Annotated in this window: 13 protein-coding genes; all 13 read right to left on the bottom strand. The window is 46.3% G+C overall.

Annotation, left to right across the window (positions count from 1 at the left end; all coding sequences use genetic code 11):
- Positions 1-123 precede the first annotated feature (123 nt).
- The gene (locus IPP66_07880; GenBank protein MBK9925197.1) at positions 124-1,173 is read right to left on the bottom strand and encodes an ABC transporter substrate-binding protein; all 1,050 of its coding nucleotides are present in this window, start codon (positions 1,171-1,173) and stop codon (positions 124-126) included.
- A 434-nt stretch (positions 1,174-1,607) separates the two neighbouring features.
- Positions 1,608-2,609 (bottom strand): ABC transporter substrate-binding protein, encoded by a 1,002-nt coding sequence (locus IPP66_07875; protein MBK9925196.1) that lies wholly within the window; start codon positions 2,607-2,609, stop codon positions 1,608-1,610.
- Positions 2,610-2,641: 32 nt separating this feature from the next.
- Positions 2,642-4,216 carry a sensor histidine kinase gene (locus IPP66_07870; protein ID MBK9925195.1) on the bottom strand — a complete coding sequence of 525 codons (1,575 nt, stop codon included), beginning with the start codon at positions 4,214-4,216 and terminating at the stop codon, positions 2,642-2,644.
- Positions 4,217-4,236: 20 nt separating this feature from the next.
- Entirely contained in the window at positions 4,237-5,811 is a 1,575-nt protein-coding gene (locus IPP66_07865; protein MBK9925194.1) for a response regulator, read from the bottom strand.
- Positions 5,812-5,828: 17 nt separating this feature from the next.
- Positions 5,829-6,815 (bottom strand): NAD(P)-dependent oxidoreductase, encoded by a 987-nt coding sequence (locus tag IPP66_07860; GenBank protein MBK9925193.1) that lies wholly within the window; start codon positions 6,813-6,815, stop codon positions 5,829-5,831.
- 9 nt (positions 6,816-6,824) lie between these two features.
- Positions 6,825-7,994, bottom strand: coding sequence for a Gfo/Idh/MocA family oxidoreductase (locus IPP66_07855; protein ID MBK9925192.1), 1,170 nt, complete (start codon positions 7,992-7,994; stop codon positions 6,825-6,827).
- Position 7,995: 1 nt separating this feature from the next.
- On the bottom strand, positions 7,996-8,463 hold the full coding sequence (locus IPP66_07850; protein MBK9925191.1) for a heme-degrading domain-containing protein: 468 nt from the start codon (positions 8,461-8,463) through the stop codon (positions 7,996-7,998).
- 80 nt (positions 8,464-8,543) lie between these two features.
- Positions 8,544-9,707 carry a sugar ABC transporter permease gene (locus IPP66_07845; protein ID MBK9925190.1) on the bottom strand — a complete coding sequence of 388 codons (1,164 nt, stop codon included), beginning with the start codon at positions 9,705-9,707 and terminating at the stop codon, positions 8,544-8,546.
- Positions 9,704-11,245 (bottom strand): ATP-binding cassette domain-containing protein, encoded by a 1,542-nt coding sequence (locus tag IPP66_07840; GenBank protein ID MBK9925189.1) that lies wholly within the window; start codon positions 11,243-11,245, stop codon positions 9,704-9,706. The genes IPP66_07845 and IPP66_07840 overlap by 4 nt, the downstream gene beginning before the upstream one ends.
- 264 nt (positions 11,246-11,509) lie before the next feature.
- Entirely contained in the window at positions 11,510-12,610 is a 1,101-nt protein-coding gene (locus IPP66_07835; GenBank protein ID MBK9925188.1) for a sugar-binding protein, read from the bottom strand.
- 220 nt (positions 12,611-12,830) lie between these two features.
- Positions 12,831-13,874, bottom strand: coding sequence for a LacI family DNA-binding transcriptional regulator (locus IPP66_07830; protein ID MBK9925187.1), 1,044 nt, complete (start codon positions 13,872-13,874; stop codon positions 12,831-12,833).
- Positions 13,875-14,199: 325 nt separating this feature from the next.
- A complete protein-coding gene (locus IPP66_07825) occupies positions 14,200-15,573 on the bottom strand; it encodes an extracellular solute-binding protein (GenBank protein MBK9925186.1) in 1,374 nt (457 codons plus the stop codon).
- 148 nt (positions 15,574-15,721) lie between these two features.
- Positions 15,722-16,747 (bottom strand): LacI family DNA-binding transcriptional regulator, encoded by a 1,026-nt coding sequence (locus tag IPP66_07820; protein ID MBK9925185.1) that lies wholly within the window; start codon positions 16,745-16,747, stop codon positions 15,722-15,724.
- Positions 16,748-16,761 lie beyond the last annotated feature (14 nt).

The raw sequence follows: 16,761 nt of genomic DNA, 5'->3' as shown, positions 1-16,761 counted from the left end.
TATTCGGTATGTGTATCATACACAGGTTTGGTTTTGGGGAAGAAGCGGCGTTTTTTCAAACGCCGCTTCTTTATATTACGTGATCCCAGGAAATCTTAGTACAACAACACCTGGATAAATCTTTTAGTACTTGCGGGTCGGGAGCAATTCAGCCGCATTGTCAGGATAGTAAACGGTCTCGTTGGTGAGAACTTCGGCTTCGATCTGTTCGCCGTTCATAAGTTTGAGAGCCATTTCCATGACCTGCGGTCCAAGCAGAGGATTGCATTCAACGTCGGCCTGTACCCAACCATCAATCATCATCTGGAAACCACCACGGGTACCATCGACAGACACGATCTTGATTTCACCGGGTTTCACACCAGCGGCCTTCAAAGCTTCGACAACGGCCTGAGCCATACCATCATTGTGGATGAAGAAGCCGTCGATCTGGCCAGCGTATTTCTTCAAGAAAGCTTCAGCAACGGGCTTGGCTTCAGTCGGGTTGAAGTTACCAGTCTGGGAGTCCAAAATCGTGATGTTAGCATTGAGTGTTTCGCGGAAGCCCTTAGCACGGCCAGTTGCAGCGCCGGAGCCAGTGGTACCACTAATTTCAAGAACGTTACCACCTTCGGGCAGCAACTTGTTCATTTCTTCGCCAGATTTTCTACCTTCCAACACCATGTCGGAACCGATGTGGGAAACATACAGGGACTTGTCAGCAGAGACGGAACGATCAACAATGATGACAGGAATTTCTGCATCTTTGGCTTCTTGAAGGACTGCATCCCAACCATCTTCAACGACTGGGGGCAGAGCGATCACATCCACGCCTTGTTGAATACAAGCGCGCATGGCAGAGATCTGGTTTTCCTGCTTCTGTTGAGCATCAGAAAAGACCAATTTCACACCCAACTGTTCAGCGGTTTCCTTGAAGGAAGCGGTATTGGCAGTGCGCCAGTCACTCTCTGCACCAAGCTGAGGGTAGCACAAAGTCATGTCAGCGTAGGTGTAGGTTGTTTTCGCAGGAGCTTCGGTTGCAGCGGCGGGGGCTTCAGTAGCAGCGGCAGGAGCTTCGGTTGCAGCAGCGGGGGCTTCTTCGGTGGCAACAGGAGCCGGGGAACCACAGGCGGAAAGCATGAGGCTAGCCAGCATCAAAACAGCCAGCAAGTTGAAAAGCAATTTCTTAGACATTTTCTTCTCCTTATTATTAGATGGTAGGACCAAATGTTGGCGTTATAATCAATCGTAGACAGATTGCCTTCATTATTGATGGCAATCTCGTTCGGGAGCGTGCACCTCAGACGCCAATCTCGCGGTGTGCGCTTCCTTTTTGCTCAATCTAAAACTTTTCTATCAGATCACCTCCTTATTGATCCTGCTTGTTCCCTCAGGATACACAAATAAAATGGATGAGGTGGAAAATCAAACTCATCTAAGAGGAGTATGTTAGCGGTAACAATCTATTGCAAGGATACAGCTTTGCGGTATGAAAAGCCATGTTTTCTTTTTGGAAAGAGGTTGATTTTCTCATTGTGTTAACAAATAAAAAATTCATTACCCAAGTGGGTAATGAATTTTTAACGAAAAGAGTTAAATTTCTTTCGATTGCAATAATTACTCGTCAATTAATACTTACGGGTCAGCAAAATCTCGCTTGCATTCTCTGGAAAAAAGATCCCTTCGACCGAAGGCACCCTTTTAGGTATCGATTGACCATTAACAACTCTTAAAGCCAGTTCAAAAAATGATGGACCTAATAAGGGGTTACATTCTATGGTCGCATTTAATTTGCCAGCGATCATCGCCTCAAACGCCCCTCTAGCTGCATCCACGGAAACGATCTTGATATCCACCCCGGGCCTGAGCCCATATTCTTCAATGGCTTGAATCGCGCCAAGTGCCATATCGTCATTATGAGCAAATACAGCAGTGATCTGCTTCCCATATTTTTCCAGAAAACCCATCATGACCTCCCTCCCCCCTGCCAAAGTGAAATCACCCGTCTGCGAATCGATGACCTTTATGCCTGGGTAATCTTTTATAACTTCGCGGAAGCCTCTATAACGGTCATTGGCAGGCGCGGACCCTGGTGTCCCTGCCAGTTCAACAAGGTTTGCGTTCCCGTTTACCAGTTCAGCCATCACCCGGGCCGAATTACGTCCTTCCTCAAGGAAGTCCGAGCCAAGATAAGATACATACAAATCATCAGGGACATCTGCACGCCGATCCACTACGATAATGGGGATACCTGCATCCTTGGCTTCCTGGAACACTTCATCCCACCCCGTTTCAACAATAGGAGAAATTCCAATCACATCTACCTTTTGTACAATGAGTTTGCGTACCGCTTCGATCTGATTTTCCTGCTTTTGTTGGGCATCATAAAAACGGAGTTCTACACCCAATTGTTCTGCTGTCTCTTTGATCGAGTTGGTATTTGCTACTCGCCATTCACTTTCAGCGCCCAATTGTGCAAAACCGATAATAAGATCCTCATAGGTTTTCTCGGGTTTGGTCTCATCAACGGGACCAAGCTGTTCGGTAGAAGAAAGCGTGGGTTGTTGCGTACAGCTCACAGGTCCAAACAAAGACGCGAAAATGGCGAACAAAAACAAAATACGTGACATCTTCATCAACAGGGTTCCTTAATCCTAACCATCTACAAGGAGTTCATATCTTGCGTGGCGGTTTCCATTTTTGACGGGATCACTAAAGTGATACGGGTCCCTGTACCATATTCACTTTGAATGGAAAGCCCATACTGTTTACCGTAATACAAGCGGATACGATTGTTGACGTTGCCAATGCCGTAACCGCTTTCCATTTTAATCTCACCTGAGTCATCATTCAATTCATTGCGCAGGCGTGCAAGTTTTTCTGGCGTGAAACCAATGCCGTCATCTTCTACCTCAAGCAATATTTCATTCTCGTCTTTTCTTCTGGCGCGCACGCTAATCGTACCTCCACGCCTTTTGTTTTTAATACCGTGATACAAGGCATTCTCTACCAACGGCTGGAGAATTAACTTCAGGATCGTATTCTCTGCTACATCTTTATCTACATCGATCTTGAAATCGAGAATGTCGCGATACCGCATCTTCTGAATGGTCAGGTAACTTTTGATACGTTCGACCTCTTCACCAATGGTGATCCAGTCCATACCTTTACTTAAGCTGATGCGGAAGAATTTCGACAGTGCAGTAACGATCTTAACCACTTGGTCAGTCTTTTTGGATTCAGCCATCCAAATAATGGTGTCGAGAGTGTTATATAAAAAGTGCGGATTGATCTGAGCCTGGAGCGCACGCAACTCTGCCTTCTTGAGATTTTCCTGCTCCTTGATCTTGGAATCCAACAATTCCTTGATCTTACCGATCATGATATTAAAGCTCATCCCCAACTCTGTGATCTCGTCCACGTTATCACTGGTCATCAAGGTTTGAAGATCGTTCTTGGTGATAGTTGTGGTCACATCATGCAGTTTCTTGATGGGAGTGTAAATGCTCTTGGACAAGCTCCAAGCGGCTACAATCGCAAACCCTACCGCACTGAAGATCAAGATAATGGAAAAGACCTGCCAGCGTGCAAAACTCTCACGCATCACCTGGTATTGCCCTTCGGTGCGATTTACTTCATACAGCACATAGTTTTGAATGCTTTCATCCAGCACAGATGTTGAAAAACGGATTTTCTCCAGGACCGCTTCGTTCTCTGCGGCTGTGCTGTTATGCGCGATCTTATCCCCCATCAAATCCAAATCAGCTTTCAAGGACTGAAGTGTTCTGAGAACCAGATCCAGTTTCACTTTGGCGCGTTGTGAATCGGTGTTATCCATCATCCAGCGCACTTTGGTATCTACGGTGTCAATGATCTCATACTGTTTTCCGCTTGAAAATTCAACCTTTCCCGAAACGATCCTCCACATCTCATTGTCGATATCAGGCTTGACCCTGCCGCTAATACTATTGGCAGTTGTAATATTGGTGATGATGGCATCATATTGACGGCTATAACGCAACACCTGCAACATGGAAACGATATTTGTTGCCCCCATCAACAGGATCACAACACAGAGCGACGCGAGAATTTTTGTGCGAATAGACAGATTGATACCTGCCAAAAAATCGGCGAGCTTCCCAAAATATTTAAGTGGGACCCTGCCTGTTGAGCTTGCCTGCTCGCCTATCCTGGTCAGGACCTGCCTGAAATCAGGCGTTACTGTTTTTTGTGCCATGTCGCTCTCCTGCGAAGCAACTACAATTGCGATCTAAACTCAATCGGCGAAAGGCCGGTATGCTTCTTGAAAACAGAACTGAAATAATGAGGATCGTTATAGCCAACTTGATAGGCAATATCGGCTGATCTTAACGGTGTCATACGTAACAGTTCTTTGGCCTTGTTAATGCGGACCTCCGTCAAATACTCTTTGAAGGTTTGCCCGGTTTCCTGGCTGAACACCACGCTAAAATGACTGGCACTGAGATTTGCCTGTACCGCTACGGCACTTAGCGAAAGGTCTGGGTCTACATAATGACGTTCGATATATTCCTTGGCCTGATGGATCAGGGCTTTATACTGCCCTTTTGGTTGACCATCGCGATATGCCAACGCGTTGGATAAGATTTTATATACCTGTTCGCGCAATTGCTCAAGCGTTTTGATGCTGGACATGGTCATCTCGATAGAATCCAACTCTGGGATCACCCTATCGACATCTCCACCCAGGTCTTTCATCAATTTTGAAACAGCAAGAACAACATCGACAAAAATATAATTCTTGATCAGGTTCGATCTCAATGCCGTTTCACCCAACGGATGAAGGTAGGCGTTGAAAAACTCATCGATCTCATCCTTTGCGCCATAGTGCAAATAATTTTCAATGGCCGCTTTATCCAGATTGAATAATTCCGCCCGCTCCGCAGGTTGATCGATGCCAGACTTATCCACGCCGGTTGCATCCTGAATCCGCGCCAAGGCTTCCACAAATGACTGGCAGATATCTGCGATGCGGTTCTTCGTAGTCCCCATACCTACGATCAACTTGTATTGCGTCTTTGCTACGTCCCGCCTGATCTCATCAATGAGAATATCCCGCTCTTCTTCAAGGTATTCGGGAGTTCCGCCCTTCATAATCAAAACCAGATCTCCCCAATCCCTTCTGAGCATAAAGATGTCTGGATTTTTTTCAACCAACCCCATGATGAGGCTTTGAATCTGTTGGTATTCACCATGTTCATATGGTTCTGCACGATTAACAGGTTCAATTTTTAAGATCGCAACCAGATAATGACGAGCGATCAGGTTAAGCCCAAGTTCCTGACCATTCTCGATGGCATCTGCGGGAGAAACTGCCCCTACAACCAATTTGAATAACAATCGTTCGCGAAGCACGGCACGATTTTCCTCGGCCTGCTCTTGCAGTTTCTTCAAACTTTCCCGTTCTTTTTTTTCCTGATCCAGTAACACAGTCAATTTCTGGAGCGCTTTTTGCAGGTTTTGCACCGTGATAGGCTTCAACAAATAATCGGTGACCCCAAGCTTGATAGCCTGTTGAGCATACTCGAACTCATCGTGTCCACTGAGAATAATGATCTTCACCCACGGCATGCGTTCACGCATGATCTTGCTCAATTGCAACCCATCCATGAACGGCATCTTGATGTCTGTGATCAGAACATCGGGCTGGGCCGCACGCAATAATGGCAATGCCATTTCACCATCGGCCGCTTCGCCACAGAATTCAAACCCGTTGGCGCCCCAATCCACGTTATCGCGGATGCCTTCACGGGTGATGATCTCATCTTCAACAAAGAAAACCTTATACGGCATATTCGTTATCTTTCAAATTATCCCGGATACCAAATCTTGCGCGGATCATTCTTTGCCCGCACATAATCAAATGCCGAGTCGATCATTTTTTTCATATCATATTCGGGCCGCCACCCCAGTAAAAATTTAGCCTTTGTATTATCCAACCAGGTCGAGTGATATTCCGTTTTGATCTCAACAGTTGGCAACCCGCGCGTTATGTTTAGATACTTACCCATCTCACCATAATCAATGGGTTCATCCATACTGATATTGAAGAGTTGTTGCCGTGCTTTTGGATGATCGACCGCCAGCAAAATGGCGCTGACCAAATCGTCAACGTGGACAAAGTTTCGTTTGACGGGAACAGCTTGCGGGTCAAGCATGACCGGAACTGCTTCCGTCCGAATTAACTCATCTACACTTTGAGCGTCCACCAGATCACGCCAACGCGGTCCGCCAAAGACATCTTCTCCAAAAGAAAGTTGATACTTAAAGTCATCCTTCTCCATGATCCATGGCGCGCGCAAACAACAACCATTGAGATAGTATTGAATGTAATACTGTTCGAGCATCACTTCTTCGAGAACTTTTGAAAGCGCGTAACAACCTTCATACGCCGAATGTTTTTGCGTTTCAGTGACAGGGATCGGGTGCTGATAAACGAAATGACCAACACCTGCATCGCCACCAACCATAATGAACTGTTGAAAAGTGGGACTGGTTCGGCACGCTTCGAGCAACCAGAACAACCCTTTGACCGCTACATCCATGATCTGCTCAGGCGTTTCCTTTACAGTCGCCAGATGTAAAACATGGGTGACACCGTCCATCGCTTTTTCAACGACATCACGATGTTCGATGGAGCCGTGAATATTTTCGATACGTGTGTGAGGTTCAAGTTCACGGTTATGACATAATGCTCGCACAGTGAACGAATCAAATTTCGGGTCGGATAACAAACGATCAACAAACACCCTCCCCACTTTACCTGTTGCACCCGTGACTAAAATGATCTTAGTCATTGAAATTCCTTATTTGCATTTCGTCCACTGACCGTTCGCCTTGCTGGATTCAATAGCACTGAAAACGAACTTCAATCCCATCAAGCCATCGAACGAGTTCGGGAAGTACGTTGCCAACGGGTCCGCTTGTTTTCCAGACCTTCGTGCGGCAATTGCTTCTGCCGCATCGGAATAGATATTGGCAAAGCCTTCGTGGAATCCTTCAGGGTGACCGGCCACGATACGTGTAGATCGTTTTGACAATGGAAGAGTACCCGGTCCATTCGGTGTTCGGTTCTGCGACGGCGCACCCAACTGCTTGAACGTGAGCGCTTGCGGAAATTCCTGCATCCATTCGAGCGAGCCTTTCGTCCCACTGACACGAATACGCAAGCAATTTTCAACTCCCGCCGCGGCTTGTGTCACCCAGAAAACTCCTCGGGCAGAATTGTTAAATCGGAGCAGTGCCCCGCCAAAGTCATGCACGAGGCGACCGGGGACGATGTTGCCAATTTCAGCAGAGACTTCGTCCACTTCCAATCCAGTGATGAAACGCGTGAGATTATGTGCATGCGAACCGATATCGCCCATCACCAAAGAGGGGCCTCCGCGAACGGGATCAAATCTCCACGAGGAGGACGGATCGGGCTTGCTTTCGTCTGCTTTGCCCCCCTGAACATATTCCACCTGAACGAGCCTGATCGTGCCAAGCTGTCCATCTTCAACCATTGCCTTCGCCTGACGCACCATTGGATAACCTGTGTAATTATGCGTGAGGCAAAAGACCAAACCAGTCTCTTGCACCTTTTTATGAAGAGTTTCGGCTTCTTCGAGTGTGTTGGTCATGGGCTTGTCACAAATGATATCGAAGCCACGTTCGAGTGCGTACATGGCATATTCATAGTGACTGTCGTTGGGGGTCATGATGGCAATCACATCCGCGCCATCTTTGCGTACGGATTCTTTATCGAGCATTTCCTGTACGTTGGAATACAAACGATCAGAAGGAAGGCCGATCTCCAGCGCATCTTTTCTAGATTTCTCAAGATTCGAGGAAAGTATGCCTGTAACGATCTCATACCGATCATCAAGCCTTGCCGCTTGCCGATGCATGGCTCCAATAAATGACCCCGACCCGCCACCAATGACAGCGAGGCGAAGTCTGCGTCCTAACATTTCGATCACTGGATTCAATCCCATGTTATTTCTCCTCTGCCAGATATGCACGAATTGCTTGAACAACCAATTTATGATCTTCTTCTTGTGGCAATCCAGAGACTGTGACGGTACCAACAATACCTGTACCTTTGACGATCACAGGGAAACATCCCCCATGCGGAGCGTATTCACTTTCAGATAGCAAGTATGCTTCTTCGATACGCTTACCTTTACTCTTTAACTGTTGTCCAATATAAAACGAACTATGCCCGAATCTGTATACAAGACGAACCTTACGCTTTACCCACTCATCGTTATCTGCAGAGGCGCCACGCAAACTGACATGGAATAATTGGCGCGACCCAAATGTGATATCAATCGTTACGGGCAATCCATCTTTCATGCATTGTTCCGCTATCCGGCTTCCCAACTTCCAGGCAGTCTCTTCGTTGAAACTTGTAAATTGAAGTTCTTGTTCTTCGCTGAGTAATTGTTTCAATATATCGTCCATATCAACATCCTTAGACAATAAAGGTGACAGCCTCTTTGAAGAAACCGTCACCTTTTGATTAGTTTACATCTATTCGATTACTATCCACTCTTGTTCTTGTTGTAGACATCGAACAAGACCGCGACCAACAAAACTACACCTTTAACAACCTTCTGCCAGTCGATACCAACGCCCATAATGGACATACCATTATTCAGAACACCGATCAGAAAAGCGCCAACCAATGCACCAATCACCTTACCGACACCACCGCTAGGTGATGCGCCTCCGATGAAACAGGCTGCGATAACATCCAACTCCATACCGTCTCCCGCATTCGGTGTGGAACTATTCAGGCGTGCCGCAACGATCAAGCCAGCCAGAGAAGCAAGAACACCCATGTTGATGAATGTATAGAACAACAAGCGCGGTGTATTGACACCTGAAAGTCGGGCCGCTTTTTCGTTGCCACCCATTGCGTAAATACGGCGGCCAATCACTGACGAACTCGTAATGAAGGAATAAAACGAGATCAACACAAAAAGGAGGACTAGCACATTGGGAAGTCCTTTATAGGAAGCCATCAAATAGCACAATCCCATGACTGCCGCGGTGATCCCGATATTTTTGACAACAAAGAAATAGAACGGTGTTACCTCAAAGCCATATTTCTGTTGATTTCTTCGGGCACGCAGATCCAGCCATATCAGCAACACGGAAAGGATCACCCCGATCAACATGGTAGTGATGTGAAACCCTTCGTATTGAAAAAAGTCCGGAATAAACCCAGAACTGATGTTTTGAAACCCTCTGGGAAACGGCCCCACAGACTCTCCCCGAAGTAGGGCAATGGTCAGACCACGAAAGATCAACATACCCGCCAAAGTAACAATGAAGGCTGGGATCTTCAAATACGCAACAAAGTAGCCATGAAAAGCTCCAATCGCCGCTCCCAACAACAGGGAAAGTATAACAACTAGAACCCAATTCATATCGTACCGGACGATCAGTACACCCGCGAGTGCTCCAATCACAGCGACAACCGAGCCCACAGACAGATCGATCCAGCCGGTAATAATGATCAACAACATGCCTAACGCCATGGTGATAACGTAGCTGTTCTGTAGAACAAGGTTGGTGATATTTACAGGCTTCATGAGTACGCCATCAGTCTGAACCTGGAAGAACACCATGACCGCAATAAGCGCGATCAACATACCATATTCACGAACATTATTCTTGAAAAGCGTCGAAAGAGTTTTCATTGTTCCACTACCTCTTGTTGAGTCATAATGTATTTCATTACTTTTTCCTGAGATGCTTCGCTGGCGGGCATTTCACCAACAATTTTGCCATCACGCATTACGTAGATGCGATCACAAACCCCCAAAATTTCCGGCAGTTCTGATGAGATCAAGATGATCCCTTTTCCTTCACTGGCAAGACGATTGATAATGGTATAGATCTCGTATTTCGCTCCAACATCAATACCACGTGTAGGCTCATCAAGGATCAAAATCTCCGGGCTTGCAAACAACCATTTACTAAGTACAACTTTCTGCTGATTACCGCCAGAAAGATTAAGAGCGAGTTGCTGAATGCTGGAGCACTTAATATTAAGCTTATCGCGATACTCGCTGGTAACCTTCATCTCTTGAGGTTCATTGATCACTTGGCGAGTTGAAATTTCTTCAAGATTTGCCAGAGTGATGTTATTTTTGACCTCCTGGATCAGGACCAGTCCATATGCTTTTCGGTCTTCCGTTGCATAAGCAATTCCATTCTCAATGGCTTTATCAATAGTGGTGATATCCACTTCTTTACCATTTCTATAAGCCTTGCCACTAATACGGGTGCCGTAAGCATGGCCGAAAATACTCATCGCCAGCTCCGTTCTTCCAGCACCCATCAACCCCGAAATCCCAACTACTTCGCCCTTACGGACGTTAATGTTCACGTTTGTACTTACTTTACGATCCTCGTGGATGGGATGATAAACATTCCAATCCCGCACTTCAAAAATAACTTCTCCGATATTCTTCTCACGTGGCGGGAAGCGATGGGTTAGATCGCGTCCAACCATGCCACGAATGATCCTATCTTCTGTAATAACATCTTTATGACAATCCAAAGTTTCAATTGTCGCGCCATCGCGCAAAATAGTGATCGAATCGGCTACTTTGGATACTTCGCTTAATTTATGAGAGATCAAAATCGAGGAAATTCCATGTGATTTGAATTGAAGCAATAGCTCAAGAAGTTTCTCACTATCATTTTCATTTAAAGACGCTGTCGGTTCATCCAGAATGAGAAGCTTGACCTCTTTTGCCAAAGCTTTGGCAATTTCAACCAACTGTTGTTTCCCTACGCCCATATCTGTGATCAGTGTACTAGGCGATTCGTGCAACCCCACTCTATCCAATAATTCTTTTGTTCTTGAAATAGATTCGTTCCAATCGATCACGCCATTTTTAGCACGTTCATTACCAAGAAACAGATTCTCAGCTACAGAAAGAAAAGGAATCAGCGCAAGTTCCTGGTGGATAATGACAAGTCCGACCTTTTCAGATTCAGTAATATCCCGGAATCGGCATTCCTTGCCTTGAAAGTAAATCTCCCCTTGATAGGTACCATATGGATATATGCCGCTTAACACTTTCATCAATGTTGATTTCCCCGCTCCATTTTCCCCTACCAAAGCATGTATCTCTCCCTGGGTCACGCTGAAACTCACATTATTAAGCGCTTTTACACCAGGGAAAGTCTTTGTGATATTGCGCATTTCCAAAATAGCATCAGACATGGTTTACTCGTCCTTGACGTACATAATGTGAAATTAATTATTTTAGGTCTAATTTTAATACAATATGATGGTTTTTCAAGAAAACATCTTCTCGTGAAACGACGGTTACAAACTCAGGGCTTCCGCTCCATCAGCAATAGTATTTGCTGACTTTGCCCAAATTGTTTCTTCGTACAATCAACATTCTGTCGCCTGATTTGCAAAACAAGAAAAGCATCACAGAAATGTGTGAGGGCATTTCTGCCCTCACACATACAACACAATTTATTTCAGGTCTTCAGCTTTGATATAGCCAGTATCTACCAATTCTTTCTGGTAGTTGTTAATATCAACGCTAATGGGGGTCAACAAGTAGGAAGGCACAACCTTGACAAGGTTGTCATAGGTCTTGGTGTCATTGATCTCAACTGTCTCACCCTTCAGAGCCTGATCAGCCATCTTGGCGGCTTGTTTGGCAAGAACGCGAGTGTCCTTGAACACGGTATAGGTTTGTTCGCCAGCGATAATGGACTTGACGGAAGCAACTTCTGCATCCTGACCGGTCACGATCGGGCATGGCTGTTCGGGTGTGCAATAACCAACACCCTTCAGGGAGGAAAGGATACCGATGCTAAGGCCATCGTACGGGGAAAGAACGCCGTCAACACGCTTATCGGTGTAGTACGCGCTCAGAAGGTTGTCCATGCGAGCCTGAGCGGTTGCAGCAAGCCAGCGCAAAGTACCGACTTTGTCCATACCCATTTGACCACTTTGGATAACGATTGTGCCGTCATCGATGAAGGGTTGGATAACAGACATAGCGCCATCATAGAAGTAGAAAGCGTTCGTGTCATCGGGGGAACCACCGAAGAGTTCAACATTGAAGGGGCCAACACCAGCGGGAGCTTTTTCGCCGGGTTTCAGACCGAGGCCTTCAAGGAGTTGAGTGCCCTGGATGACGCCCACACCGAAGTTATCGAAGGTGGCGTAGTAGTCAACATTCGGGGTCTTGGTGATGAGGCGGTCATAGGAGATCACAATCGCGCCGTTGTCATGAGCCTTCTGAAGAACATCAGAGAGAGTCGTGCCATCGATGGCTGCGATCACGAGAACCTTGGCACCCTTGGTGACCATGTTTTCGATCTGCGCCAACTGATTGGGGATGTCATTGTCAGCAAATTGCAGGTCGGTTTCGTAACCCATGGCCTGGAATTCTTTGACCATGCTCTCGCCGTCAGAGATCCAGCGGGTTGAGCTCTTGGTCGGCATGGAGATACCAACCAACTTCTTTTCGGATGCGGAAGAACTACCACCACCACAAGCAGTGAGGACGAGGCTGGCAAGCACCAGTACAGCCAGCAAATTGTAGAGCAATTTCTTAGACATTTCTTCTCCTTATATATTTGGATACAGAATATTTATGTTGGCGTATCGATCAGGCAAAGACAGGGCAATGAAAACAGCAATGATGCGGTCCTGCCGGGAATGAGCACATTAGACGCCAATGAACCAATGTGCGCTTCCTCTTACATTGAACGTTATTTTTTCTTACACCACCTCCTTCCAATTTAATTTGCCAAGATACATAAACAACACAGAAAAATACTCAGACCAATTTCGAGCTTTCACGAACAACAAGAACAGGCCGAATAAAATCCGACTTGGCAATAATAGGGGTGTTTTCCTGTGCAGCCTGTATCATCTCTACTACATTTTGAACTGACTGCTCTCCAAGTAACTGAAGGTCTTGAGAAATAGTCGTAAGCGATGGGTAGAAATATGCAGACTCTGCAATGTTGTCAAAACCAACTACTGCCAATTGTTCAGGGACACGAATGCCACGCCGCAACGCTTCCCGTAAAACACTTAAAGCCATCTGATCATTACCAACAAAAATAGCATCCATATCTGGAAACAACTCAAGCAATTGACAAAACGCTTGTTCACCACTAGATGAAGACCAATTCCCCTCAGTACAATGCTTTTCTGAAATATCAAAACCAGCCGCAACGAGCGCCTCACGCCACCCACGCTTCCGCTCATCTGCCTCCCACCAACCCCGTGGACCAGAAATATGTCCAATATTTTTTCGTCCACAATCCAGTAAATGCTGTGTTGCCATCACACCGCCCCAGTAATTATCCGTTGCAATACTGGCGATATTACTTCGCGGTTGCATCGCAATAAACAAAAACGGCACCGGAAACTTTTCAAGACGATCATCAACCCAAGCATGATTATCAGCGATCTCCGGAGCTACCCACAGAACACCGTCCACCTGACGAGCAAGAAGCGAGTCAATCACATCGTCAATTCTGTTGGCATCCAAACTATCAAGCTCTTTCATCAAAAGCATATAACCAAGTTCATCTGCCTTATCAGCTATCCCATTTAGGGTACGCGAAGGCCCAATATATTTCAACCCAAAAGTGACTACACCTAATGTATAACTGCGTTGTTGGCTTAAACTTCGTGCAAGAGTGCTAGGGCGATACCCCAACTGCTCAACCACTTCTTCCACCCTTTGTCGTGTCTCATCTGAAACATAAGAGAACTTGTTCATCACACGTGAAACCGTCTGCGTAGAAACGCCTGCGGCTTGCGCTACATCTTTGATCGTGACACGCTTTGACCTATCGGACTGAATCACACAATTCTCTCTTATTATGTTATCGATAACATGTTATCGATAACATAATAACAAAAACGCCTGCCAGAGTCAAGAGGTTGATTTTAATGCCTCTACTAAGCTAATTTGTATGACATTAAGACTCGCGCCTCAAGCCCTAAGGGACGTCTGCTACTACAGCCCAAACCTTTTACAGCGCTGGCGCAAAGTAACTATCCCCCATTACACAAATCAACATCACAACCGGTGTTGTCACTCAAATCAAACGTGATGTAGACAGAAATAAAAATGGCAGGAACCCGGGGTTGATCCCAAGTCCCTGCCATCGTTAGTGATCTCGCACTACTTACTTTGTTTCCTGTGCAAACGCATCTTCTACTGCCTGCGCCGCTTCCTCAGGTGTCAGTGCGCCAGCAAAAAGGGCCTGTACATTGTCATTAACGACAGAACCAAGCGCTGGGGGCAAAGCTTGATCGTAATACAATTGGAAATATTTCGCCTGCCCGGTCTTCTCTTGAATGGTAAGCAGATAGGGGTCTGTCACGCCTGAAGCACCCTTCACAACCGGCAAAGCTCCTCCATTTTCGGCCATACGAGTCGCTTGCTCAGCAGCTGACAAATACTTCAAGAAATCAACAGCCTCATCAGGTGCGTTCTTTCCAACAGCATAACCGTTACCACCACCGTAGCCATCAGAAGGATCGCCAGCGCCACCTTCAACCATCGGGAAACCAAACCAGGCTAAATTGTCGCCAATGCCTTGCTTGCTCTCGCTGTTATCCTTTTGAACCGCCGGTGCCCACTGTCCCATAAGTTCCATGGCTGCTTTTCCATTACCAACAGCTGTTGCTTCATCGCCATAGGTAGCGGAAAGGAATCCATCCTGGAACGGTTCAAGCTGAGCCAATTCCTGAAGTTTCTTGCTTGCTTCAATGATACATGGATCTGTAAATGAACCCGTGCGTGTAATTGCCGCCGCTTCGAAACCTGCCTGTCCGCAGATACGGGTAATCAGATAACCCCACCAGAAATGGCCGGGCCACTTATCGCCTTCACCGATTGCGATCGGTGTAATGCCAGCAGCTTTAAGTGCTTTCACATCGTCAAGGAGTTCCGTCCAGGTTGTGGGAGGAGCATCAATTCCAGCTTGAGCAAACAATTCCTTGTTGTACCAGAAACCAACCATACCCATGTCCGTTGGTACACCATAGACTTTGCCCAAGTATGAGTACACACCTAATGGGCCAGGGCTAATTGTGGAACGCCATGCACCACCATCAGCATCCATTTCAGGGGTAATATCTCTCAACAAGTCTGCTTTGGCGTATTCATTCATTACACCGCCACCCCAGCTATGAAAGATATCAGGGGGTTCACCAGATTGCATAACCGTTGCCATCTTGGTCTTGAAGGCCTCGTTCTCAAGAATTGTGATCTCAATATTTACATTCGGGTGGGCCGCCATATATTCATCGGCAAATGCTTGATACAACTTGGTATCTTTTTCAGCAGTTCCTATGTGCCACCAAGTGACGGTAACCTTTTCAGCCGTGGACGGAGCTTCGGTAGCCATTGGGGCTTCTGTGGCCGCCGGTTGAGCAGGAGCCTCTGTAGCTTGCACAGGCGCTTCTGTTGCTGTAGGCTTGGCACCACCGCATGCGGAAAGCGCAAATGCAACGATAAGCAAGAAACTAAAAACAGTATAAATCTTGCGAGACATTTTCTTCTCCTTATGTAGATTATCGGTAAACAACTAGTAAACATTTAAACTGTAAGTGAGACAACGCATTAACCTATAACTTGATAATAGTTAGCTCCTTTCTTTACGATGGAATCCACTAACAACAGACAGAGTTGGCATGAACTGTTTAGCCAGCCTTCTCCCTTGGAACAGATGTTGAACTACGGATAATTAATTCTGTTGGCAACTCAATTCGGCCTGCATCCTTGTCAGGGTTCTTCAAGATCCCCAACAGGATTTGTGTTGCAACACGCCCCATTTGTTCCAAGGGCTGTTGTATTGTGGTTAAGGGTGGGTAAACCATTGCTGATTGTTGTATATTATCGAAACCGATCACAGATACATCATTGGGAATTCGTAGACCACGACTGCGTATGGCATCCATTGCACCCATGGCCATAAGGTCATTCGAGGCGAAGATCGCTGTTGGAGCATCAGGGAGGTCGAGTAAGGTAGATGCCCCCGCATATCCATCAGATTGAAGAAAATCTCCCTCGTAAACCAAACCAGCTTCTTCGTTAAGATGATGCGTGCGTAAAGCAGAGCGATATCCATTTAGGCGTTCTTGTGAACAGCCAAGATCCATCGAGCCCGTAATACATCCGATTCTTTTGTGACCCAGCTTGATGAGATACTCTGTTGCACTGTATCCACCCTGCCAATTGGTCGCCCCAACTGTTGGATGTGAGACACTGCTTCCCTGATGGTCAATGAGAACAAATGGAAAATGATGGCGCGCCAAGGTGTCCGTATAGGCATCGAAACTACGCGGCAAGACGATCAACAGGCCATCCACCATGCCTTGTACCATATTGGCAACATAACCCGCTTCTTTTGCCGCTGTACGATGTGTTGTAAAAAGCATTAACTCTAATTGGTGTAAGGCAAGCTCAACATCAATGCCGTGTAAGATCTCCCCGATATAACCTGTGGCTAGGTCAGGAACCAATACACCGATCACATTGGTTTTCATAGCCTTTAACCCTCTTGCCTGACGATTAGCGACATACCCCATATCTTGAATTACTGCAGAAACGCGCTCACGAGTTTCTGGCGCAACATGTATATCATTGTTGAGTACGCGCGAAACGGTCCCCAGAGATACCCCAGCCTTTTTGGCAACTTCTACGATGGTTACTTTAGGAGATGACAAGTTATTTCCAATCT

It is taken from the genome of Candidatus Defluviilinea proxima (assembly GCA_016721115.1).
GTDB classification, from domain to species: Bacteria; Chloroflexota; Anaerolineae; order Anaerolineales; family Villigracilaceae; genus Defluviilinea; species Defluviilinea proxima.
This window is presented reverse-complemented; position numbering and strand designations above follow the sequence as displayed.